Origin of the sequence: Kitasatospora sp. MAA19, from assembly GCF_029894125.1 — a bacterium.
GTDB lineage: Bacteria > Actinomycetota > Actinomycetes > Streptomycetales > Streptomycetaceae > Kitasatospora.
This window is the reverse complement of sequence record NZ_JARXYZ010000047.1, coordinates 1-21293: the sequence shown is the minus strand read 5'-3', so window position 1 is coordinate 21293 and position 21293 is coordinate 1. Positions and strand designations below refer to the sequence as shown.

At 67.7% G+C, this 21293-nt stretch carries 18 protein-coding genes and 2 pseudogenes; 4 read left to right on the top strand and 16 right to left on the bottom strand.

Going from position 1 to position 21293, the window contains the following annotated elements; genetic code table 11:
- Nucleotides 1-6 precede the first annotated feature (6 nt).
- On the bottom strand, nt 7-966 hold the full coding sequence (locus P3T27_RS37625) for a pirin family protein (RefSeq protein ID WP_280685833.1): 960 nt from the start codon (nt 964-966) through the stop codon (nt 7-9).
- Between the two features lie 206 nt (nt 967-1172).
- Nucleotides 1173-1856 (bottom strand): ribulose-phosphate 3-epimerase, encoded by a 684-nt coding sequence (gene rpe / locus P3T27_RS37620; protein ID WP_280685832.1) that lies wholly within the window; start codon nt 1854-1856, stop codon nt 1173-1175.
- Between the two features lie 263 nt (nt 1857-2119).
- Between rpe and P3T27_RS37615 the strand changes: the two genes are divergently transcribed.
- Nucleotides 2120-2971, top strand: coding sequence for a hypothetical protein (locus P3T27_RS37615; protein WP_280685831.1), 852 nt, complete (start codon nt 2120-2122; stop codon nt 2969-2971).
- Nucleotides 2972-3072: 101 nt separating this feature from the next.
- Here P3T27_RS37615 and P3T27_RS37610 read toward each other — a convergent pair whose 3' ends face one another.
- The 3 genes and pseudogenes from P3T27_RS37610 to P3T27_RS37600 form a co-directional block, all read right to left on the bottom strand.
- Nucleotides 3073-3738 (bottom strand): C39 family peptidase, encoded by a 666-nt coding sequence (locus tag P3T27_RS37610; RefSeq protein WP_280685830.1) that lies wholly within the window; start codon nt 3736-3738, stop codon nt 3073-3075.
- Between the two features lie 194 nt (nt 3739-3932).
- Nucleotides 3933-4424 (bottom strand): annotated as a pseudogene (locus P3T27_RS37605) (DUF4188 domain-containing protein); the annotation flags it as partial.
- A gap of 116 nt (nt 4425-4540) precedes the next feature.
- A complete protein-coding gene (locus P3T27_RS37600; protein WP_280685829.1) occupies nt 4541-5170 on the bottom strand; it encodes a TetR/AcrR family transcriptional regulator in 630 nt (209 codons plus the stop codon).
- A gap of 301 nt (nt 5171-5471) precedes the next feature.
- Between P3T27_RS37600 and P3T27_RS37595 the strand changes: the two genes are divergently transcribed.
- On the top strand, nt 5472-5951 hold the full coding sequence (locus tag P3T27_RS37595; protein ID WP_280685828.1) for a hypothetical protein: 480 nt from the start codon (nt 5472-5474) through the stop codon (nt 5949-5951).
- A 1008-nt stretch (nt 5952-6959) separates the two neighbouring features.
- Here P3T27_RS37595 and P3T27_RS37590 read toward each other — a convergent pair.
- The 3 genes from P3T27_RS37590 to P3T27_RS37580 all read right to left on the bottom strand — a co-directional run bounded on the left by P3T27_RS37590 (nt 6960) and on the right by P3T27_RS37580 (nt 8790).
- On the bottom strand, nt 6960-7355 hold the full coding sequence (locus P3T27_RS37590; RefSeq protein WP_280685827.1) for a hypothetical protein: 396 nt from the start codon (nt 7353-7355) through the stop codon (nt 6960-6962).
- 72 nt (nt 7356-7427) lie between these two features.
- Nucleotides 7428-8048, bottom strand: a complete 621-nt coding sequence (locus P3T27_RS37585) for a hypothetical protein (RefSeq protein ID WP_280685826.1) — start codon at nt 8046-8048, stop codon at nt 7428-7430.
- A 1-nt stretch (nt 8049) separates the two neighbouring features.
- Nucleotides 8050-8790, bottom strand: a complete 741-nt coding sequence (locus P3T27_RS37580) for a hypothetical protein (RefSeq protein WP_280685825.1) — start codon at nt 8788-8790, stop codon at nt 8050-8052.
- On the opposite strand from P3T27_RS37580, the gene P3T27_RS37575 reads away from it, so the two are divergent.
- Nucleotides 8757-9263, top strand: a complete 507-nt coding sequence (locus tag P3T27_RS37575; protein ID WP_280685824.1) for a hypothetical protein — start codon at nt 8757-8759, stop codon at nt 9261-9263. The two genes, P3T27_RS37580 and P3T27_RS37575, sit on opposite strands and share 34 nt — an antisense overlap.
- A gap of 153 nt (nt 9264-9416) precedes the next feature.
- On the opposite strand, the gene P3T27_RS37570 is transcribed toward P3T27_RS37575, so the two are convergent.
- Together P3T27_RS37570 and P3T27_RS37565 are read right to left on the bottom strand one after the other, a co-directional pair.
- Entirely contained in the window at nt 9417-11426 is a 2010-nt protein-coding gene (locus tag P3T27_RS37570) for a radical SAM protein (protein ID WP_280685823.1), read from the bottom strand.
- A gap of 81 nt (nt 11427-11507) precedes the next feature.
- Complete coding sequence (locus P3T27_RS37565) at nt 11508-11705, bottom strand: hypothetical protein (protein ID WP_280685822.1); 198 nt, start codon at nt 11703-11705, stop codon at nt 11508-11510.
- Nucleotides 11706-11955: 250 nt separating this feature from the next.
- On the opposite strand from P3T27_RS37565, the pseudogene P3T27_RS37560 reads away from it, so the two are divergent.
- A pseudogene (locus P3T27_RS37560) lies at nt 11956-12146 on the top strand (IS5/IS1182 family transposase); the annotation flags it as partial.
- Between the two features lie 39 nt (nt 12147-12185).
- Here the strand turns inward: P3T27_RS37560 and P3T27_RS37555 are convergent.
- From P3T27_RS37555 to P3T27_RS37530, 6 genes are all read right to left on the bottom strand, one after another.
- The gene (locus tag P3T27_RS37555) at nt 12186-14666 is read right to left on the bottom strand and encodes a site-specific integrase (RefSeq protein WP_280685821.1); all 2481 of its coding nucleotides are present in this window, start codon (nt 14664-14666) and stop codon (nt 12186-12188) included.
- A complete protein-coding gene (locus tag P3T27_RS37550) occupies nt 14663-15004 on the bottom strand; it encodes a helix-turn-helix transcriptional regulator (RefSeq protein WP_280685820.1) in 342 nt (113 codons plus the stop codon). Before P3T27_RS37550 ends, P3T27_RS37555 begins: the two co-directional genes overlap by 4 nt.
- On the bottom strand, nt 15004-16125 hold the full coding sequence (locus P3T27_RS37545) for a tyrosine-type recombinase/integrase (protein ID WP_280685855.1): 1122 nt from the start codon (nt 16123-16125) through the stop codon (nt 15004-15006). The genes P3T27_RS37550 and P3T27_RS37545 overlap by 1 nt, the downstream gene beginning before the upstream one ends.
- 76 nt (nt 16126-16201) lie before the next feature.
- Nucleotides 16202-17914, bottom strand: coding sequence for a hypothetical protein (locus tag P3T27_RS37540; RefSeq protein ID WP_280685819.1), 1713 nt, complete (start codon nt 17912-17914; stop codon nt 16202-16204).
- Entirely contained in the window at nt 17911-19611 is a 1701-nt protein-coding gene (locus P3T27_RS37535; RefSeq protein WP_280685818.1) for a hypothetical protein, read from the bottom strand. The genes P3T27_RS37540 and P3T27_RS37535 overlap by 4 nt, the downstream gene beginning before the upstream one ends.
- Nucleotides 19611-21035, bottom strand: a complete 1425-nt coding sequence (locus tag P3T27_RS37530; protein ID WP_280685817.1) for a site-specific integrase — start codon at nt 21033-21035, stop codon at nt 19611-19613. The genes P3T27_RS37535 and P3T27_RS37530 overlap by 1 nt, the downstream gene beginning before the upstream one ends.
- Between the last annotated feature and the right edge of the window lie 258 nt (nt 21036-21293).

The window sequence follows — 21293 nt, the reverse complement described above, 5'->3', positions numbered from 1 at the left end:
ACCAGGTCAGCGCACTCGCCCGCGCGCCTTCAGCGGGAGGGCCGGGAGCTCCGGCGCCCGCAGCCGGGCGCCGTCGTAGCCGTGCACGTCACCGAAGCGCGGGCTCTTCTCCCAGTCGTTTCGTGCTTGTACGATCTCCTCGCCGGTGCGCCCGATGAAGTTCCACCACATGAGGATCTTCTCGTCGAAGGGTTCGCCGCCGAGGAGGAGGACGGCGGCGTCGGTGCGGGCGAGGAGGGGGAGTTCGGGGCGGCCGCAGCCGAGGTAGAGCATGGAGCCGGGTTCGACGCGGACGCCGTCGACGTCGACGCTGCCGGACATCGAGAGGACGGCGTACTCGAAGTCGGGGACGAGGGGGAGCTTGAGGTCGGCGCCCTCGGTGAGGGCGAGGTCGGCGCCGACGAGGGGGGTGTAGGCGGTGCCGGGGGAGGTGGCGGTGTCGAGGGTGCCCAGGATGACGGTGCCGCGCAGGCCGGGGGCGGTGACGACGGGCAGGTCGGCGTGGTGCTCGAAGGCGGGGGCGGTGTGCCGGTGGGCGTCCGGCAGGGCGACCCAGAGCTGCGCGCCGTGCAGGTAGCGGGCGTGCGGCCGCGGGGACTCCTCGGAGTGCGAGATCGCCCGGCCGGAGGTCATCAGGCCCAGTTCGTACGGGCGGACGGTCTGCAGGCTGCCGAGGCTGTCGCGGTGCAGCACCTCGCCCTGGTGGAGCCAGCTGACCGTCTGGAGACCCATGTGGGGGTGGGGCGGGACCTGCATGCCGGGCTCGTCGGCGATGTCGTCGGGGCCGTAGTGGTCGACGAAGCACCAGGCGCCCACCATCCGACGGCCCAGGTTGGGGAGCAGCCGGCGGACCATCGTGCTTTCGCCGAGCTGGACTTGGCGTCCGGTCAGCAGCTCCTTCACCGGTCCGGTCGCGGCCTCGTGGCCGCAGCTGGTCGGGGAGGGCTTCCGGTCGAGGTTGCTCATGTGCGGTTCCACCACCGTGCGGAGAGGGGGCCGGGCGAGGGGCGTTCGCCAATGATGATCCATGACGGTCGGCGGATCTTCCACCCCTCGCCGGGAAGCCCTTCACCGGAACGCCCTTCACCGGGAACACCCCTCGCCGCGAAGCCGGAAGCCCCTCACCGGGGACCCCCGTCGCCGGGACGCCTCACCGGAAGCCCCCGGTGGGCTCAGTGCTCGCAGGCCCACCAGGCGTCCGCCGTGGCCTTGGCCGCGAGCTCCCGCAGGTTGCGCACGGCCTCGGCCGGGTCCTCGGCCCCGTACACCGCCGAGCCGGCCACGAACACGTCGGCGCCGGCCTCGGCGCAGCGCTCGATGGTGCTCGCGGAGACGCCGCCGTCGACCTGGAGCCACAGTTCCAGGTCGTGCTTGGCGATCAGCTCCCGGGTGCGGCGGATCTTCGGCAGCATGATGTCGAGGAACGCCTGGCCGCCGAAGCCGGGCTCGACGGTCATGATCAGCAGCATGTCGAGCTCGGGCAGCAGGTCCTCGTACGGCTCGATCGGCGTGCCCGGCTTGAGGGCCATGGAGGCGCGGGCGCCCTTGGCGCGGATCTCGCGGGCGAGCCGGACGGGCGCGGCGGCGGCCTCGACGTGGAAGGTGACGGAGCCGGCGCCGGCCTCGACGAACTGGGGGGCCCAGCGGTCCGGGTCCTCGATCATCAGGTGGCAGTCGAGCGGGATGTCGGTGGAGCGGGCGAGCGACTCGACGACCGGGACGCCCAGCGTCAGGTTGGGCACGAAGTGGTTGTCCATCACGTCGACGTGCAGCCAGTCCGAGCCCCTGACGGCCTCCGCCTCCTCGGCGAGCCGGGCGAAGTCCGCGGACAGGATGCTGGGGTTGATCTGCGCCATTACCGACTACCTTCACACGAGGGTTCACACGAGGGCTGCGGCGCCGCGGGGTCGGGCACCTCGTCCCATCATCTCGCGCCGCCACCCCGCCGGGCGCACCCCGCGACCACCGCGTGACCGTCATCACACCCGGTGCGGGGTTACCGTGACCGCCGCCGTGGTCATCAGCACTGGAGCGGCCCGCGCGCCCGACTCGTCGGCGCCCGTCGGGCCACCCCGTCCAGGCCGGGTTCCCCCGCCCCTCTTCCGAAGAAGGTCCTTCGATGGCCGATCTCGTCCACCCCGCCCGTGCGCTGTGGTGGCTCTTCGAACCGGTGCACGCCGTCACCTACTTCCTGCCCGAGAGCCGCGATGCCTTCGAGGCGGCCGGGCTGCGCGGCGGCTGGCGCGGCTACTTCGCCAGCCGCTCCGCGCCGCTGGGCGCGGTGGACGCGCCGCCGGTGATCGCCGCGTTCTTCAGCTTCTCCCCGGCGATGGTCGAGCGCGCCCTGCCGGAGGTGTGGACCCACGCCAGCCCCGACGAGGCGCTGGCCGCCCGGCTGAAGGGCGCGTCGGCCGCGCTGGCCCGGCTGCTGGAGCACGTGGACCCGGGGCAGGTCGAGCTGGCGGTGGAGGCCCTGGAGCGGGCCGCGGGCCGGCTCGACTGCGTCGGCCGGGTGCTGGCCGCCGCCAACGCCGCGCTCCCCCGGCCCACCGGGCTGTACGAGCGGCTGTGGCAGGCCGCCACGGTGATGCGCGAGCACCGCGGGGACGGCCATGTGGCCGCGCTGGTGGCGGCCGGGCTGGACGGGTGCGAGGCGCTGGTGGTCCGGTGCGCGATGGACGTCCGGCGCGACCTGCTCCAGCCGATGCGCGGGTGGACGGACGAGGAGTGGGAGGCGGCCGCGGGGCGCCTGGTCGAGCGGGGCTGGCTGACGGCGGAGGGCTCGGTGACCGAACTCGGCCGGATCCGGCACCAGTCGCTGGAGGCCGCCACCGACCTGGCCGCCGCACGCGTCTGGGAGGACTACCCGCGCCCCGAACTCGACCGTCTGGCCGCCGCGTTGAAGCCGATCTCGGCACTCTGTCGCAGCGAGCTCCCGGTCAACCCGGTCGGTCTGCCGGACAACCCCTGACAGCTCCTGCCGGCCGCCGACGGCTCCTGCCTCTGACAGCTCCCGCCTCCGACGGCTCCTGCCTCTGACAGCTCCTGCCTCTGCCGGCCTCTGCTCAGCAGCTACGCACCCGGCGGACCGAGGACGATCCCCCGGCCGGCGAAGAAACGCTCGAACGACCGCCACGGCACGTGCGCGAAGGACTGCGACTCCCCCGGGAAACCGGACGGGTTGTGGATCACCACCGCCGTGTCCGTGGCGCCCACCGCCAACACCAGGTGCCCGCCCCGCCGGACCGGCGCCGGCCCCGCCGGCTCCCGGATCGCGGGATGCACCGACACCATCACCAGCCCCCCGCCGACCACCTCGGCCGCGAGCTCCACGGGCGCCAACTCCTGTGCCTGCGCGGCCAGCCCCCACCGCTGCCGGACGTAAGCGGCGAACGGCGTGTGGATCAACCCGCGCAGACTCTCGCCGTCCCGGACGTACGCCCCGGCCGCCACGCACTCCCCGGCCAGCGTGAGCGCCGGCGGCGCCAGGCCCCACCAGTGGTCGAGCGCCATCCGCAGGCAGGCCACCCCGCACAGGCGCCACGACCACCACGCGTACTCCTCCGGGGTGCCCGCGCCGGACTGCCCCCACCGCGGGTCCTCGGCCGCGTCGACCTGCCCGTCGATGATCGCCCGCACCAGCTCCGCCGACTCCCACTGCGCGTGGTACGGCACCTCGTGCACCACCGGCCCGCCCGTCGGCCCGCCCTTCGGCACCCCGCCATGCTGCTCCGCCATCCCCCGACGCTCTCACGCCGCGGCACCCGGCCGACTCACGACACTCCCTGAGCACCCGTACTCAGGTGCCCGCCCGGGCCGCCGTCCCCGGTGGGCGCGTCGCCCACCAGCGCCTGTCCGCCCGCCGCGCCGTCCCCCACTCGCTTCCCCGCCGCGGTCTGCTCGCCCGCGCCGCCCGCGCCGCCCGACCCGGTGGACCGGTAGGCCAGCCGCGCCGCCGCATGCCGTCCGCGCGCCTCGATCGGCAGGGAGCCGGTGGCGCCGGCGAGGCCGAACGGCGGCATGTCGAAGTAGATCGACTCGTAGCCGCCCTCCGGCACGACGTACGTCTCGTGCCACAGCCCGACGTGCTGGCGGATCTTCCCCTCCCGCATCTTGCGGTTGGCGATGCCCCACACGGTGTGGTGGAAGCCGTCCGGCGCGCTCGCGTAGCCGTACAGCTTCTCCTTCGACTCCCAGTACTGCACGACGTAGTACGTGCGCGGCGAGGCGGTGAGCAGGATCCGCCCGCGCAGGCCGCGTTCGGGGCTGCGCCCGAGTTCGTACAGCATCCGGAGCATCGCGTACATCACCGGGCCCCAGTGGTGGACGGCCCAGAAGCGGTTGATCCGCATGCCGATCAGCAGCACCACGGTGTCGCCGGTGGCGCCCGCGGTGGTGTAGCCCGGCATCGGCTTGGCGAACATCGATCGGACGAACGTCGTTCCCATGGACATCTCGGCCTCCCGCACCCATCCCATGTAAGCGGTGATTACATCAGGGCCGGGAAATCCGGTCAAGGCTCCTGGCGCGCACAAATCGGTTACTGCGCCTGGTGGTTGGCGGAGCCGCCGGCCACACCCTGACCGAAGGTGTCCAGTACCTGCCCGGCCAACTCCTCCGCCCGCTCCCCCGGCAAATAACCGTCCACGATCATCTGCGCCAAGCCGTACACCAGCGCCTGCCCGGCCAACCCCACCAGCACCGGATCCCCCGGACGCAGCCGGCCGGCCTCCTGATCCGCCACGATCAGGCCGGTGAACTCCCGGTCCATACCGTCCAGTTGCTCCCGCAACTCCGGCTCCCGGGAGGCCGTGAACACCCGCGAACGCAACAACTCGAACCGGCGCGGGTGGTGCAGCGCGTACCGGACGAAGCCGAGCCCGATCGCCCGCATCACCGACCCCCCGACCGGCTCCACCGCCGCCGCCTCGCCCTCCTGCCACCGCGCGAAGTCGGCCAGCACCCGGTCCGCCACCGCCGTCAACAGCGCCTGCCGGTCCGCGAAATGACGAAACGGTGCCCCCGCCGACACCCCGGCCCGCCGCGCCACCTCCCGCATGCTCACCTTCTCCTGCCCGCACTCGTCCAGCAGCTCGCACGCCGCCTCGACCAGCGCCTCCGGCAGGGATCCGTGATGGTACGAGCTGCGCTCGCCAGGCCGTTCCGTCATGCCTGCCTTGCTACCACAACGCACCACCACCCCAGAAAACCCTCACCCCGCCAGGAGCCCCCATGCCCACACCGCATCCCACCTCCCGAGCCGCCGCCTTCGCCACGGCCTACACCCTCCTCCGCGCCTCCGCCGACCTCGCCGATCACTGGGTTAACGCGGCAAAGGCCGTGTCCACCTTCCTCGGCGTCTCGCTTTCGAGGGGCATTCGCCGAGCGCGGTCCGCCCGAGATTCCGTTCGGGTGTCTCGGTTGGCGGGCGTCGACATTGCGCCTCGGAATGCACTCTCAGGGGTGACGGCATGACGACGTCGATCGATCAGCTCGCCACCTTGGCGACGTTCGGTTCCGTCTGGGCTGTGCTGGCCGTTGGTCACAACGTCGCGGACCACGTACTCGGCCAGAGCGATCACCAGGCCGCGAACAAGGGTGCGCCGAGCGCCGATGATGTGTCCGCCGGGGTGAGTCCGCGCCGGGGTTGGATGGCCTGCCTGGCCCATGTTGGCCAGTACCACCTCGTCATGGCCGCGCTTCTCGCCCTGGTATGGCTGTTCATCCCGCTCCCGCTGTCCGTGACCGGGCTGGCCGCCGGCTTTGCATGGTCGGCGGCCAGCCATGCTGTGCTGGACCGGCGTTGGCCGGTGCGATGGCTGCTGCAGCACACCGGCTCGCCGGACTTCGCCAACCTGCGGACGGGCGGGCTCAATGGGATGTACTTGGCTGATCAAGCTCTGCACGCCTTGGCTCTGCTTGTCTCCGCGCTCCTGATCACCCGCTTGTGATCTCCGCTAAATGACTACCTGTTTCCAATCCCCGAAGCCACAGGTCAACCCGCGAATGTCCGGAATGAGGGATTCGTGGAAGTGCTCGTCGAACGGTCACTGCGACCGTTCGACGACCGGAGTGTCGGGGTGGGTGCGAAGTACGGGGCGGTCTCCAGGGAGACCTCTCACCCGGAGGCCGGCGAACTCGGTCGGCGGACCGACTCGGCCTTGATCGTTCTCAAGTTGGTGGCCACCAACTTGCCCTGGGGCCCACCTGATACCCAGGCTACCGAGCCCGTCGGCCCGAGGGCTTGAGAGCAAGGTTCTCAAGAGAGCAGGAACACGATTGCGCAGATGATCAGCACGAGGGTGGTCGCGCATCCTCCGCTTGTTGGCGGAGAAGCACTACGCCTGCCGGGAGTTGTTGGCGGAGAAGGGCGACGCCTGGCGGGAGTCCAAACACCAGGGCGATAGCCCTGGAGCTCTCCCCTTCGGTAGACGAATGACGACTTCATGAATTCGTCATGAGCTTGCGCCTTCCATCGCTTGTGCATAGCCGCCCCGACCACGGCTGGGTGTGCACCGTCGGGCACTCGGAATACCAGCCATGCCCGGGGTGGCTCCATGCCCCACAGCATGAACTCACCGCCCGTGACATCGCTGGTCAAGAGCGCCGCGCAAGCCGCAAAGCCTGGCCACTGGCCGTCGCCCTCGCCTAGCAAAAAGGTGCGCAGATCGGAGCTCGCCTGGCTGGCGGTGTCGAACGTTCTGAAGTGCTCGCCACCGTAGGAGCCGTCAATGAAAACTTGCGAGAAGTCCCTTGACCCACGCTCCCCGGCCTCCCAGGGGCTCGAAACCTGAACCCAGGTCCACTTTTCCATGCTGCCTCCCTTGGAATGCAGTCCCTGACCAGCGGTCCGCACGGACGACCCCGGAGTGGAAGACGGCACGGACACCGTCGTCGCCTCACAGTCCGGCCCGTGAGCATGAGAGAGGCCCGGCCACCTTCGGCCGGGCCTCTCTTGCTCACTTCGGCTGCCAGAGTCCCATCCTGCCGTTGTGCCGCTTCTTACGGCTAACCGAGTCCTTCATCCAGACCTCCCGTGCCCGGTGCTGCCAGAGCTGCCAGGTCGCTAGAGCAGCACTCTGAACCGGGGACGCCCCCTCCGGCACCGTGAAAACCATCCAGGCCCGGTGATCATCGAACCAAATGACGAACTCACCTAGTGGGACCTGCGGCAGGCTGTCCGTTTGATAGTGCACCCGGCCACCAACGTCCAACAGCCAGTCCCGCAGGTCGATGATGGCCTCGCTGGCGGTCTCGAAGGTCGTGAACGACCTCCCATAGGGATTGAAGTGCCGGGGATGGCGTTGCGTGAACACGCTCGCATCGAGCCTGCCCCAAGGAGGGTAAATCTCCACCCAAGTCCACCTGGCCATGAGGCGTGTCTCCCGTTGTCACTCAACAGAATTGACGGCACATCGGCATCGTGACTACCGATGGGGTGGTGGATGACTACCCAAGCTCCGCTCGCCCATGCTCACCCGCCGCCCCGCATCCGCATGCGCGTGATCAACACCCCGGGTGCTTCGAATGCCACTCGCTAGGCCACCACGCCCTGAAGGACATAGGCGCTCAGCGGCGGGCAGGGGGATGACGCTCCCGGCATCGCCCCCTTGCTCCATGTCGGTTGCCAGGGTGTCGAGTTCGCGGCTGAACGTACTTCGCTCGCGGCGGAGGCGCTGGAGCTCGTCGTCCTTGGCCGCGAGGGCGGACAGCAGCATTCGGTGGCGTTCCTTGAGCTGGTTGAACTCCGTGTGGGTGCGGGCGAGTTTGCCGGTGAGCCGCTGGTTCAGATCGCGCAACTGGGCGATGCGGGCCTCGCGCGGGTCGGGCTGCTGGCCGGCAGCCTGGGCGGCCGCCCGCCGCTTCTCGAACTCGTCCTTGAGGTGGCCCCAGGTCCGGTAGAGAGCGGCGCGGGAGATGCCCGCCTCGCGGGCGAGCGTCTTGATGTCGCATGCGCCGCCGGGCGGGATCTGCCCGGCCAGCAGCCGGTCGATGGCCGCGCGGATGCGTCGTTCGAGCTGGTCGCGCTGCTGGTGGCTGAGTGCCATGTCATCCGGCCTTTCCGGCTGCTTTGTCGATCTCCTGGAGGACCCGCATGGACCGCTCGTGCTCGGCCCGCATCCGTTCCTTCTCCCCGGCCGGGATGCGGGGGCTGGCCAGTAGGACGGCGCCGTTGTTGGCCGCGGCGTGCCAGACGGAGCGGTGGACGAGGTGGTGGGTTGCTTGCGGGCAGCGGGAGCTGTCACACAACCCGGCCAGTGGAGCCGCTGTGGATTTGGCGCCTGCGAGCTTGAGACACAGCGCCTTCGCGGGGTCTTCGAACCAGCAGTAGTTCGCCGCGGACAGGTGCAGCACCGACGCCTTCTTCTTCAGCAGCAACTCGACCTGCCGGTCGGTGACCACCTTCGCCGGGCCCGGCTCGTGGTCGGTCAGCTCGTCCTCGACGGCGCGGAAGGCGGCCAGTAGAGCGTCGGCTCCAGGGCCGACGGGCAGTTGTCCCTGTTCGAACTGCCGGTATGCCTCGACGGTCCGCTTGAGTTTCTCCTTCGCCTCCCCCTTCTTCCATTCGTGGTGGAAGACGGCCTGGGCGCCGCCTGGCCGGCCTAATGGTGGAGTCGGGTATTGGAACTGTCCGAATGCCTGGCTCCTGGGGGCGTTGAGGTCACGGCTCGCGTACTCGTTGAAGTACTCAGGCAGGCACGGGTGAACGGGCTCTGTCGTCGATCCTGTGATGCTGATGCTGGCAAGATGATCGCGTGTTCGATTTCGACATTGCGCGATACCAGCCACAGTGGTTGAACGGCCGTGACGCCGTGACGCGCCAGCACGGGCGCCGTCTGGGCGCCCTGCGCGGACGCACGCTGACGCGGGTCTGGATGGCCTGGGACCTGAAGGATGACGAGTGGTTCTGCGACTGTCCTGTGCTGCTCGACTTCGAGGGTGAACAAGTCGAGATCAATCACTACAAGTTCGACGACATTGCCCTCACCTGGGCCACGATCGACCCCCATCGTCCAGTGCGCTGGCCAGGGTTCGATCTGGCGTGGCGTCCGGAACCGCTGGCCGAGCTGCGGGCACTCCGAGGCCTGACCCTCCAGAGCGTCGAGCTGCTCGAATGGACCGGCGACGATGTGGCCCAGGGGAGCGTTGATGTCAGCTTCGTCTTCCACATCGGTCGGGTGACCGTCTTCAATGCCCTCGACGAGAACGGGCTGAACTTCACCCTGCCCGCGCCGCAACAGCGGTCGCATGCTCTCCACTGACCTCAGGCGCCGAAGGGAAGCGGCGTTCTCCGGCGGAGGGCTACTTGTCGCGCAGGGCTTCGATCTCGGCGGCCAGCGCGGCCACGTCGCGTGCGTGTGTGTAGAACTTGCTCGCGTAGGCGTCGCTGATCGCCGGAGTTCAAATAGCCGTTCTTAGAGAGGAGCAGGAACCGGCGAGAGAACTGCCTCGGACGTCAGCCGTGCACCGCCAGAGCTCAATCGACTGAACACGTCTGGCGCGCACTGTAGGGCTTCGTTCATTGTCAGGCCCTCACCGCAGCACAGGTCGAACAGCTCGGCCATTTTTCCTCTGGCGAAGAATACCCGCCCGTTAATGCGATTGACGATGATACGGGCGGAATCCGAGGGGTGCATTTCCAGACCTAGGAAATCACGTAGGGGGAGCTCGCCGGGGAGTCCGCCCTGCTCGCGAATCCGCAAACCAGATGAGACCAGATCTTGTGGAGTCATCTTGGCCAGAACACACAGTTGAAGCTCTCTCGGAAGCCAACCTGCAGCATTATAGCTCGGGATATCCAGAGCCGCATTGTTGAGCTTATGCATCCACTCCAAAGCCCTGCCTGGCGTGATTCCAGTGCTAACCTCGAAGTCATAGTAGACGTCAATATTGTCGCTGGGGAGCGACTTGATCTTAAGCCCATAGTCCGCGAGGTGGCGGAAGATCGGAGCGTTGTGCTCCAGGACGAAAATTGCAGATCCGTAGGAACTGATGATGTCGGCATTCTGCAGGATGAAGTCATGTGTCTCTTGGGCTTCCGCGTCGGTTTCGCCCGGGAATCCGAAGAATGCGAAACAATGCATCCAGATCCCCGCCGACGTCGCGTCAGAGAGATTGCTGACCATTGTCTCGCGCGTATTGTTCTTCTTCATGAGCGCAAGGACGCGCTCCGACGCAGACTCCAGCCCCACATATAGGGATCGAAATCCGATGTTGTGAAGATTACGGAAGTCCTCGTTCTTGAAGAACTTCTCAAACTTGATGAGGCCGGTGAAGTTCCATCCGGTCTTCTCGTTCTCTGGAAATTTCTCCCCGATGGCGCGGGCGATTTTTGGGGGAATGGCCTCGTCATTGAAGGCGAAGTGGTGAACTCCGTACCTTTCAGCCAGAAGCGTTACGGATTCCAGTACGCGCGACACGTCGTAGCCCGCATACTTCTCTCCATACACCATGCCATGGTGGCAGAACTCACACTTACCCCAATAGCAACCGCGAGACGAAAGGAGCGGGAGGGTGATCTCCGTCGAGAAATACCTGTTCAAGGGAGTGTCATCAAAATCGGGAGTCGGGAGCTCTGCTGGTGACAATGGTGCACAAATAGGAGAAGCCACCAGATTGTCTCCCTCAGCGTAGACGATGCTGGGGACCTTGTAGATGAGCTCTCTGCCGTCCCGAAGATTGGAGAGGAGCTGTTCGCACGGCTTTTCTCCCTCATTCCTCACAATGATGTCGAAGAATCGCTGAAACCAGCCCGGGGTGATCGCACCACGCTCGTAAATCCTTGCGAAGATCGTTCCCCCGACGAAGATTGGAATTGTGATGCCACTCTTCTTCAGAGAGGCACCAAGCAACAGCGTGAAGTAGAGCTGCTCTTGGCCAATGCACGAGATCCCAATCGCATTGGCGCTGGCTGGCGCGATAACTTCCGATGCAATTTTTTGCACGAATCGATCGATGAGTTCCGGAGGTGATTCAACCGCCAGCTCCAAAGCGGAAGTGCGAAGGTTATCCGCCGCGAGGCGGAAATCATAAGGTGTGATTGTGAAACTCTGCTCCACCTCTGAAATTGCGTCCATGTAGATCTCTAGGGACTTTACTGCTTGGTAGTGCTGACTGACATACGTGGCTTGCTCTGCCGTCGAGTCATCCTTCAAATTCTGGATTCCCTGGCGGAAATCTGCCGCACGAAGGAAGATGGAGCGATAGGCAAGCTTCGTATCCTCACTCCAGTCAAGTGCATCCAAATGTCCGATCAGCAGCCCGGCGCACTCGTCAGAGAGGAGCCACTCGTAAAATGCCAGATTCATGTCGAAGGACTGCACCTGGAAACGTGCTCGCTTCAGCCATGCCGACAGGGACGGCAGGGACAAGGCAGGCTGGAACGGGCTCCACTGGGGAGGAAACACGAGCAACAAATCGGGCATGGAATGCAGCGTCCTTCGGAATCGCATGGGTTTATGGAACGGAGGACCGGGGCAGTCGAGTCACCGGCCCTCCGCTGCCGACTAAGAGGGGATTTCTGTAGCCCTTTCCGCCGGCCGCTTGACCTGTTGTTGCTGCTGCTGTTGCTGCTGATCGGCCAGACGGAGGAGGGATTCTTCAGGCCCCATGAGGACCTGAACGAGATCTTCAGCCCTGACCTCCTTGACGAGCTCTGCAATTTGTACGTTGAGTTTCTTGACCGTGCTGGAGTCGTCGGACATGAGAACCCCTTAACGGATGGGCCCAATGAAATTGGGTGCAGGCGAATGCCTGCTAATCGATTCTACGCGCGGGGCCGGCATTTCGTGCGCGGCAATTGGGTGACTTCGTGAGGCATCCGTGTGATGTTGCACAGGTGTGGAGCCAAGAGCATCCTGACGGCCAGTGAAAGCGGCTGCCGTCAGCACCGGAGAGCAGCCGCCGAGACCGTCCATACGCCGATGGACGCAAGGCTCCGTCCCCCACACACGTCCCAAAAGGGGGACGATGCCTCGAAACCACCGCCCGGACGAGGGACTGAGACGGTCCCGAGGCGGTCTGACCTGGAAGATCCGCCTCGGCGGCGAAGGGGATGCCGGTCCATGACTCTGCTGGTCACCCCCGACCAATGGGGAGGCGCTCCGCAGATGATCGAAGTCCTCGCACGCAGCCGGGTGCCCCGCCTGCGGGGCCCCGAGGCCGTCAGGCGAACAGCCCCGACATCACCCAATCAAGTTCAGTACAGTAGCGGGCCCGGATTCAAAACGGTGGTCATGCGCCACTCCTACTCGGTCGGGCTGGTTGTTTCGACGGCTCACGTCGGCGGCGTAGGTGGCCCAGTCGCCGGCGGATGCCTTCTGCCACTGGACGGCGACTTGGATGTGGATGCCGAGCATGCGGGCCAGGATCGCGGCCGGGACTTCCTCGGCGAGGGCGAACAGGGCCGTTGACCGGGCCTGGCCAGGTTGGATCCCAACGTTGGCCAGTCGTTGGCCGAGACGAGCGGCGCTGACGTGTTGGCCAGGGCGTTGCCCTGGAAACAGCCAGGGCGTCTGGTCGGCGTGTCCGATCACCGTGTAGGGGCGTCGCGTGGCGATCAGGTCGCGGACCAGTACGGCGAGCGGTTCGGGTAGAACGGTCGGGGCCGTCCCCAATTGGATCGAAACCCGGCCGTTCGCCTCGCTGACCTGGTCGACGGTGAGAGTGCTGATGGTGCTGAGCCGTTGGGCGTAGAAGAGCAGGAGTAGTCCGGCGACCCGGTCGGCTGTAGTCAGCGTTGCGTCGTGGAGGAGTCTGCGAGAGTTGTCCCACCGGCCTTCGGAGTCGTGGGGGCCGACCGGGCCCTGCCAGCGCTCGGCGCCGAAGGTCAGCCCTTTCGCCAGCCGGTTCTTGGTTGCCCAGCGGATGAAGTGGCCGGTCTGGTCCCGGTGGCTGAGGTCCTCACGTGCTTTCCAGTGGTCCAGGTCGGGCTGGGTGCAGGTGGCGAGGGTCAGACCGCTGCCAGTCAGCCAGTCCAGGAAGTCGACGGCGGCGGTGATGTGGCTGCGGACGTTGGCGATCTGCAGGTGGGTGGCGTGGCCGGTGCCCAAGCGGCCTCGCAGACGTCGAAGGTGGTGCCAGATCGCGTAGCGGTGTAGTACCGCGCGTTCTTCGTGATCGTCACGGGATGCGACGATCCGGAATGTCCAGCGTTCGAGTGTGACGAGTCGCTCGTCACGGTCGGGCAGCATGCCTCCGGCGACGAGAACGGCCCGCAAATGATCAAGGGCCTTGCCGGGTGCGAGCTCGTCGAGGACGTCGTGGGTAACCGTGCGTTGGTCGGCTGCGATCTCCTTCAGCAGCCCGGCGACGGCTGGCCGCGACAGCCAGGCGACGGCGGTGACCGGCCGGTCGATGCTGATCAATGCGGCGTGCAGCGGGGCCAGTTCATGGCGAACGGAGCCATCGGGGCCGGCGAACACCTCATCGGCGCGTTGTGTGAGAGTGCAGCGATGGCAGGGCCGGTGTGCGCTGGTCTGCCAGGTGGTTTTGCAGGTCGGGCATCGCTCCCAGAAATCGGGATCGGGATTGAGGCACTTCGCGCACAACGGCGTCTTGCGTGTGCCGCCGCGGATCGAGGCGATGGTGTGGCAACTGCTGCAGCGGGCCCACCACGCTTGGCACCGGTCGCACCACGGTTCGCCGGTCGCGGCGGAGATCTCGCAGAGTGTTGATCGCCCGCAGATCCCGCAGGTCGCGGCGGTGCGAGGTCGGCAGTGCCCGCACCAGGGGCCGTCCGGGGTGCGGGCCACGACGCGACGACGGTGCCCGCAGCCGCGACAGTCTTCGAGGTTGATCGGATCGCTGGTGAGGCAGTTCGGACACAAGGGGCGGCCCTCGGCATCGCGGGTCGCCGGTTCGCGGACGGCTCCGCAGACAGCGCAGGGCACCGCCCGGTGGTGCGCGAAGCAGGTCCGGCAGACTCGTTGCCCGTCCAGCAGCTTGGACAGTGCCACCGTCCGACCGCAGCGCGGGCACGACGGTCGCAGGATGTTACTTGCACCCGCCGCGAGAAGCTCGTCGATGAAGCGTAGGACCGCCGGGGTCGGAGCGTCGCTGCCCGCGCCGGTCAGCAGCGAGGGCTGGTTCACGATCGCCCAGGCCAGCCGGCGCTGCCCGGCCGGGCGGACCGTCGCTCGACCCAGTGCAGCCATGACGGTGGTCGCCTCCAGGCCCGGGGAGACGACGGCGACGGCTTCCGTCAGCAGCACCATCGGGTCGCCCTGGTCGTCGGGACATTGATCGCAGCGAGGCTGCCCGTGACGGTCGCGAGTGGAGACGCGCCGCTGGTCTCCGCAGGCGGCGCAGGTCTGGGCCGTATCCCGGCATGGCGAGCAGAGCAGGTATCCACGCCGGCTGATCATGTAGGTCAGTGTTCGTGCGCATTCACCGCAGCGTGGAGCGGCGATCGAGGTCGCGCCGGCAGCCCGCAGCTCTCGCAGGAGTTGTCCCACCGCCCACGCGACCGGCGGCCCGCCGGTCGTCAGCACCTGCGGGCAGTCCGAGAGGAGCTGGGCCAGCCGGCGGCGCTTCGCGCGGCCGCTGGCGACATCGACGACGACCTCGTGGATCCGGGCGGCGTCCAAGCTGTGTTCGACCTTCGCGACCAGTCGCACGATCAGGCCCACCGGGTCCGTCAGGGCCTCGTCGATGGTGTCGGTCACTGGTCCACCGGGGCGATCCTGGCCCGCTTGGGTCGCAGGTTGCCGATGCTCTCGGCGGCTGTCCCGCCTGCCGCGACTTTCTTGGGCCTCTGGGCGGCGCTGGCGGCGGCGACGGGTTCGATTAGGTCGTCCATCGTGCAGTCGAGGATGTCCAGCAGGGCCATAAGGATCTTCAGGCTCAGGCGCTCGGGGCGCTCAACGACGAGCCGGTAGACCTGGCTGGAGGACAGGTTGATGCCGCGCGCGGCCAGCGGCGGCAGGAGGTCAGTGGTGGAGAACATGCCGTTGTCCGCCATCAGGTGACGCAGGTGCCAGCGGTAGTCGAGCTTGGCGGCCATCATCGGTCCTTCCCGGTCGGCGCCTCATCGAACGCCGGGTTGAGTGCGTTACCCAGAGCAGTGTTCATGAAGTCGTCGCTGACGTGGGTGTATACGGCTGTCGAGCTGTCGCACTCGTGGCCTACTTGCTGCTGGATAAAACGTCTATCTACACCGTTTTCGGTCAAATGTGTGACATATGAATGTCTGAGGGAGTGGGGAACCAGAGCCTTCGGGAGCTTCAGGGCGTCGCGGTAGGCGACGAACCGGGCGTTGATCTCGGAAGGCTTGACGCGGCCGCCACGTTCGGTCACCCACAGCGCTGGGTGGTCCTCGTAGCCGAAGCGCGGGCGGACATTCTCCACGTAGTCCCGGGCCGCGTCCACCGCCCAGTCCATGACCGACAGCACGTTCCGGCGCCGCGGCGGCTGCCCTCGTTTCGCCTTGCCGTAGCGCACGTTGAGCGTTCCGTACCGGCCGAACTGACGCGCCTTCGGATTTCGGCCGAAGTCGACGACGTCCAACTTCGAGGTCTCCGTGCGCCGCAGGCCCCAGCCGTAGACGACCTTGAACAGCGTGGCGTCACGGTAGGCGGCCAGGGCCCCCTTGCGCTTGGACCGCACCGCGCGGTCGACCTGGTCGTCGGCGTAGTCGAGGAACCGCTGCAGCTCGTCGCGGGTGAATGGCCGGGCCTCGGGGTCGCCCTCGTAGTCGTTGAGGTGGGCGATGGTGTTCCACTCGTGGCAGATCGCCACCGGGTGCGTACCGAAGGCGTCCTCGCAGGCGGTCGCCCAGCCGTAGCGGCCGTCGATGAGGAACTCGGTGAACTGCCGCACGTCGCCTTGGCAGCTGCGGATCGTGGACGGCGCCAGATGCCTCTCGCCGGTCAGCGAGGCCGACCATTCGTCCATGTGGCCGGGCAGCCACTGCCACGGGTACTCGTTGGTGAACTCGTGGAAGCGCCGGATCAGCCGTTCACGGCCGGCGATCGTGTCCTCTTTCAAGCCCCGGGACAGCTGCTGGGCCCGCCATCCGCGCAGCATCGCCTCAACCATCGCGTCCTCCGGACGCAGCTGGATCACTCCGGAGACCAGCTCCAGTTGAGCCGCTCCGGCCAGGGCCACTGTTCGCTGTTGCGCCACGCAGACCATCCCTTCTAGAGGGCAGATCCTGCATCAGATGGGATTAGCGTGGCAAACTACCTGATCAGACGGCTAGTTAGTAGTAGCCTTCGAGAGCGTCAGGGCGTCTCTGTGAGCTGGCGACCTGCGACTTCTCGCCCGTCTGATGCAATTCCCGAGGGTTGGCGTATCCCTCGCTGGTGGCCACCTGCAGGTGCTTGAAGTGGACCTTGGTGGCGAGCAGGCCACTGGGGCGGGCTGCCATCTCGACGGACAGCGTTCGCCGCAGGTTCCGGGGATGCACCGGCTTGTCGGGGATCGGCTCCAGGCCCATGCGTCGGCCGGCGGGCGAGGCGACCCACTGCCGTAGCCAGGTCATGGCCCCGTTGGACTCGAAGCCGTGGAACTGCCCGAACAGCGGCTGTCCGGGGCCGGCGTCGGTGAGCTGTTCGGCCAACGCGATGGCGCGTACGACTTCCTCGATGACGACCCACTCGTCGGCCTCGCCGCCCCACTGTCGGCCTTTGACGACCTTGCTGACCAGCCGGTGCCGGGCCAGGCCGGTGCCGTCGGCGTCGTCCGTGCGGCGGCAGCCGACCGTGAGTTCCATCAGTTCGCTGGACCGCATGCCGGTCAGCGCGGAGGTGGCGACCTTGCAGGCGTGGCCGGCGACCCGGATCAGGGCATCGGCGCCTTTGTTCGACAGGGGCAGAGACCACGGGATCATCTCGCCGGTGTCCGCGCGAGGGACCTCGGCGGGCTTGCGGCACCACACGTACTCGGTGCCGACCTCGGCGACCGCCTCCTCCAGCAGCGGTCGTGCCTGGATCAGGAGAGCCTTGCCGATGTCACGGTGTCCCGTCGGCCGAAGCAGGTGCTGGAAGTTGGCATCCAGCAACGGATCCTTCGGGTTCCATCCGGACCGCAGGCGCTTGGTCACCTGTGAGTCCTCAAGCCGTGGCAGCGGCTGGCCGGTCCGCAGATGTGCGTCAACCAGTGCGGCGAGCTTGTCGGCGTCCCGCAGATTCCGCGACCACTCGACTTTCCGCCGGGCCTCGCGCTCGGCCTGCAGCTCGGTCCACAGATCCACGATGTGCGGACCGAGCACGTCGACCAGGTGCAAGCAGGCCGTCAGCAGCGGCCGCAGCATCTCGTCGTCCAGGGGCTCCGTCTTGATCACCACGTGAGGCCGGGACGGTGCCCCGGTGACGACGCGGGGTGAACGCTTGCCCCAGGGCCGGAACCCGGGACGGTGCCGGTCCGCGGACAGCAGCTCGCCGTAGTCAGTGATGTCCTGCATGGCCGACACCACCGACCGCAGCGAGCCACCGGCCTTGTCCCGCAGGACGGCGCCGGAATCCCTGTCCCGGACGACGCCGTGCTCGCGCAGGAACGCCTCGCAGTGGTCCTGGGTGACGGCGGCGAGCGTGGTGATCCGGCGCTCGTGCAGCCAGTTCAGCCAGAAGGTGAGGTGGTAGATGCGGATGAAGACGGTGCGGGGGTGCCGGGGGAGCCGACGGGCCCGCGGCAAGGCGAGGACGTGCTCGTCCTGGCTGGCCAGCCAGGCCAGGGCGAGCTCCTTGGCGACCACGCGCCAGGGCCGGTGAGCGATCCGGTCGAACAGCCAGGTCTTCTCCGTCACCTCCATCTGGACCGGCGCGTCGGCCCAGCCGACGAACGACCACACGTCGTCCTCGAAACGGGGCCGCGGGTGCCCGTCCCGCCAGGCGAGGCGGGCGGTGGCGGCGATGTCCGCTCCGGCGAACACCGACCGGACCACCGGCTCGCCAGAGGCAGGAAGCATGCTCACGACGTGGTCTCCTCGGCTCGCAACGGCAGCCCAGCGTCCTCGTCACCGACGTCGTGCTGTGCCGCAGCAACGGCGGCCTTCTCGAATCGCGGCAGGATGTCCGCCGACAGGCGGCGGGCGTAGGGACCGAAGACGGCGGCGAACTGATCGCGCGGCACCTGCCGGAACTGCCGCGCGAAGAAGGCTTTCAACCGCAGCAGATTCGGCAGATGCCGCGGGGCGAACAGCGCCAGCGGGCAGAGCAGGCAGACCCAGGGCCGGGCCGGACACGGCTTGCCCTTCGGCCCGTGCAGGCCGGCGAACTGGTCGGCACAGGCCCCACTGAACACGTCCCGCTCGCCCGCGAGCAACTCGGCGATGGCCCCCTCGGCCAGACCGAGGCGGCGTACTTCCTCCGGCAGCCCGGTGGCGCTGGCCACCTCGTCGACGACCAGCGGCGCACTCGCGCGCCGCAGCAGGTCGCTCTGCGCGTCCCGGGCGATCTCCTCGACCACCACCTTCTGTGCCGGGGTCACGGCCGACAGGTAGTGGTCGCCCTCGACCTGCGGCGAGTGGTTCGGATCGACCGTCGTCCGCAGGGACCACTGCCGCTGACCACGCTCTGCGATGAACGTCGTCCGCAGTCGTCGGCGGTCGATGCGCAACAGGCCGCCGTCATCCCCACGAAGATCACGGGCTTTGACCCATCCACGCATCACGTACTCCTCGAAGGACCCGCGGGCCGGCTTGCCCTGCAGTGTCACCAGCCACACGTGCTCGGACAGTTCTGCGGGAACATGCCTGCGGAGCACGGCGCTGTGCTGCAGCCACTGCTCCAGCAGGCGCGACGCGCGCGGAGACAGCACCAGGCTCTCCTCCGCCGTGCGGCCCTTGGTGTAGGACAGCAGCGTCGCCTGCCTCCCGACCCAGCGGATCCCGGAAGTCTTCAGGCCGGTCAGGCCGTCCGGGACGATACCCGTCCATGCCGCCAGCAGCAGGACGTAGGGAACCGCATCCTTGTGAGACGGAAAAAGCGCCGTCCGGACCCTGTCGATGCCCCGATAGTGCTCGGTGAACCACTTCGGCGTGACGCCTAGGTGAGCGGCGGCCTCGGTTCGCGTCACCGGCCCCATGCGCGTCATCAGCCAGGCCGCGTTCGCATCGCTCCAGCCGCCGACTGCCGGGTCCTGCCCGCTCTCGGCGAGCGCGACCATCGCCCGCTGTCTCTCTCCCAGGCGGCGTACCTCCTTCTTGCAGAGGTCGATCAGCCGATTCCACTCGGCTGGCGCGTAGGGCGGTAGCGGCTCCCCCACCGCGGGGCGCGTGTAGTTGACGCCGAACACCATCTGCCGGACCGGCTCGGCCAGCCCCTGGTGCCGGGTGTCGAAGGCACGCAGGATCGTGCGGGTCCGGTATTCGACCAGGTAGTGCGACCGCAGCCAGAACACCCCGAGCACAGCTCTGGTCAGTTCGGCCGCGGACCCGGTGAAGCCGTCCTCGGCCAGTTCGCGCACCATCCGCCGCAGGGTGTAGAGGAAGCTCTTGACCGTGGTCAGCTTGGCGAGCGGCCCGTGGGGATGGATCGAGGCGGCAAGGCCCTCGGCCAGGTCGGTCGCCAGCTTCAGGTTGGGCAGGTCGCCGACGGGTATGACCGTCGTCGTTTCGCCGGGCAGGCACAGCTTCAGCGCGAGCGGATCGTGCAGGACTTCGGCTGGCATCAGAACCCTTCCGCGAACTCGGCGTCGGCCTCGGCGAACGTTGCTCCGTCGATGACTCCGCGCGTCCTTTCCCAGGCCGCGCGGTAGATCCGGTGGACATCCAGGCGCTTGAGGTAAACCTCCGTGGTGACCACGCTGGAATGCCCCAGCAGATCCCGCAGGATCAGCAGCGGGTCGGCCTTCAGTAGGTAGAGCGCGAGCCCGGACGTATCACCGGTCGCCGCGGCGAGCTGAGCAGCCTGCCGGTAGTGGCCTTCCACCAGCTTCTCCAGCGTGGCCATGGCGAATGTGTGTCGGCATCGGTGCGGCGCGACATCGGGAAACCGCAGCTCGAAGCGTTCACGGATCCTGCGGGCCGTGCGGCGAAACAGCGTCCCCCAGTCGACGAACGGCTGCCCGTCGTAACTCAGTGCCAGCAGCAGCGAGCCGCCCTCCGGGTCGACCAGCCGCAGCCGTTCCTCCGGCCGAAGGGCCGCCCAGCGTGTGCGCCGGCCATTGACCCGGCCGCCGTAGAAGTCCGCCTCCTCCACCACCAGCGGCCTTCTCGGCCTCCACGGACCTCGCGACAGTTCCCTGTCCAGGGCGATGTAGGAGTGCACCGCCGCCAGCGCGGCGTAGTCGATCCACGTCGTGCGGAGCTTCCGACCCTTGGCCCCCAGCTCCGGGACCGCCCACGGAATCGGCACCTCGGTCGGCTCGGCGGGCAGGGGCGGGACCTCGTGGACCAGTAGGTGGGTGAACTCCCGGCTCCGCATCCCGGTGCCCAGCACCAGACCACCCATTGCCGCGTTCCGGCCCGGGAACCGGCCGCGGAACGTCCCGTCCTCCAACCCGTCCGGGCCCAGCCCGGCCAAGCCGTAGCGGAACAGATCGGCGAAGTCCGACTCCAGGTACTGCACCTTCACGTGCGGCTTCGGCCGCCGCCTCCGGGCCTGGTTCCGTCTCGTCTCCACCAGCCGGCCCTGCACCATCCGCTTGCCGGTCGCCAGCGTGAACGGCACCGCGGCCGCCAGGCCTTCGTCCTCGGCCCAGTCGTAGAACCGGCTCAGCGCCGTGACCTGCAACTCCCACGAGGAGGACCCCAGCCGTTCGTCCAACGGACCCGACAGCCGCCGGTCGGCGTACGTACCGAGCGCTGCCACCAGCTCCTGCCGCGTGCCGAACACATCCACACGGTGCCGGCGCAGATGCATCAGCCAGTCCCGGGCTGCCAGCGCGTACGCCCGCCACGAGTTCGGCGACGGCGCCCCGCTCGACGGCAGCGTACGAAGCCATGCGTTCACTGCCCGCGTCGCCCGCGGACCGCCCCCGTCCTCGAACACGAAGTCGTCGTCGAACAGCACCGGCATCTGCTCGGGGATCAACGGCTCCCCACTGAGCCCCCAGGACTGCCAGCCCTCGCCAGAGAAAAAGTGCACCAACACGTGCCGGGACGCTAGGCCCGCGACACGACCCTCATCAACTGCTAACCCCACGACCTATCAACGGGAGTTGAGGAATGTGAGACACGCCAACAAAGCAGCAACAAACCTCATCCAGTCGGACTGGATGGCGACGGAGAAGGTCAAGCGGTGGTGGCCCGCGATCGGGGAGTGTCATGAATCAGGTGGACACCCTGATCAAGGGAGACACTGATGAGCTCGCTGACGGATCACCAGATCGGGTCGGCTTCTGACGGTTCG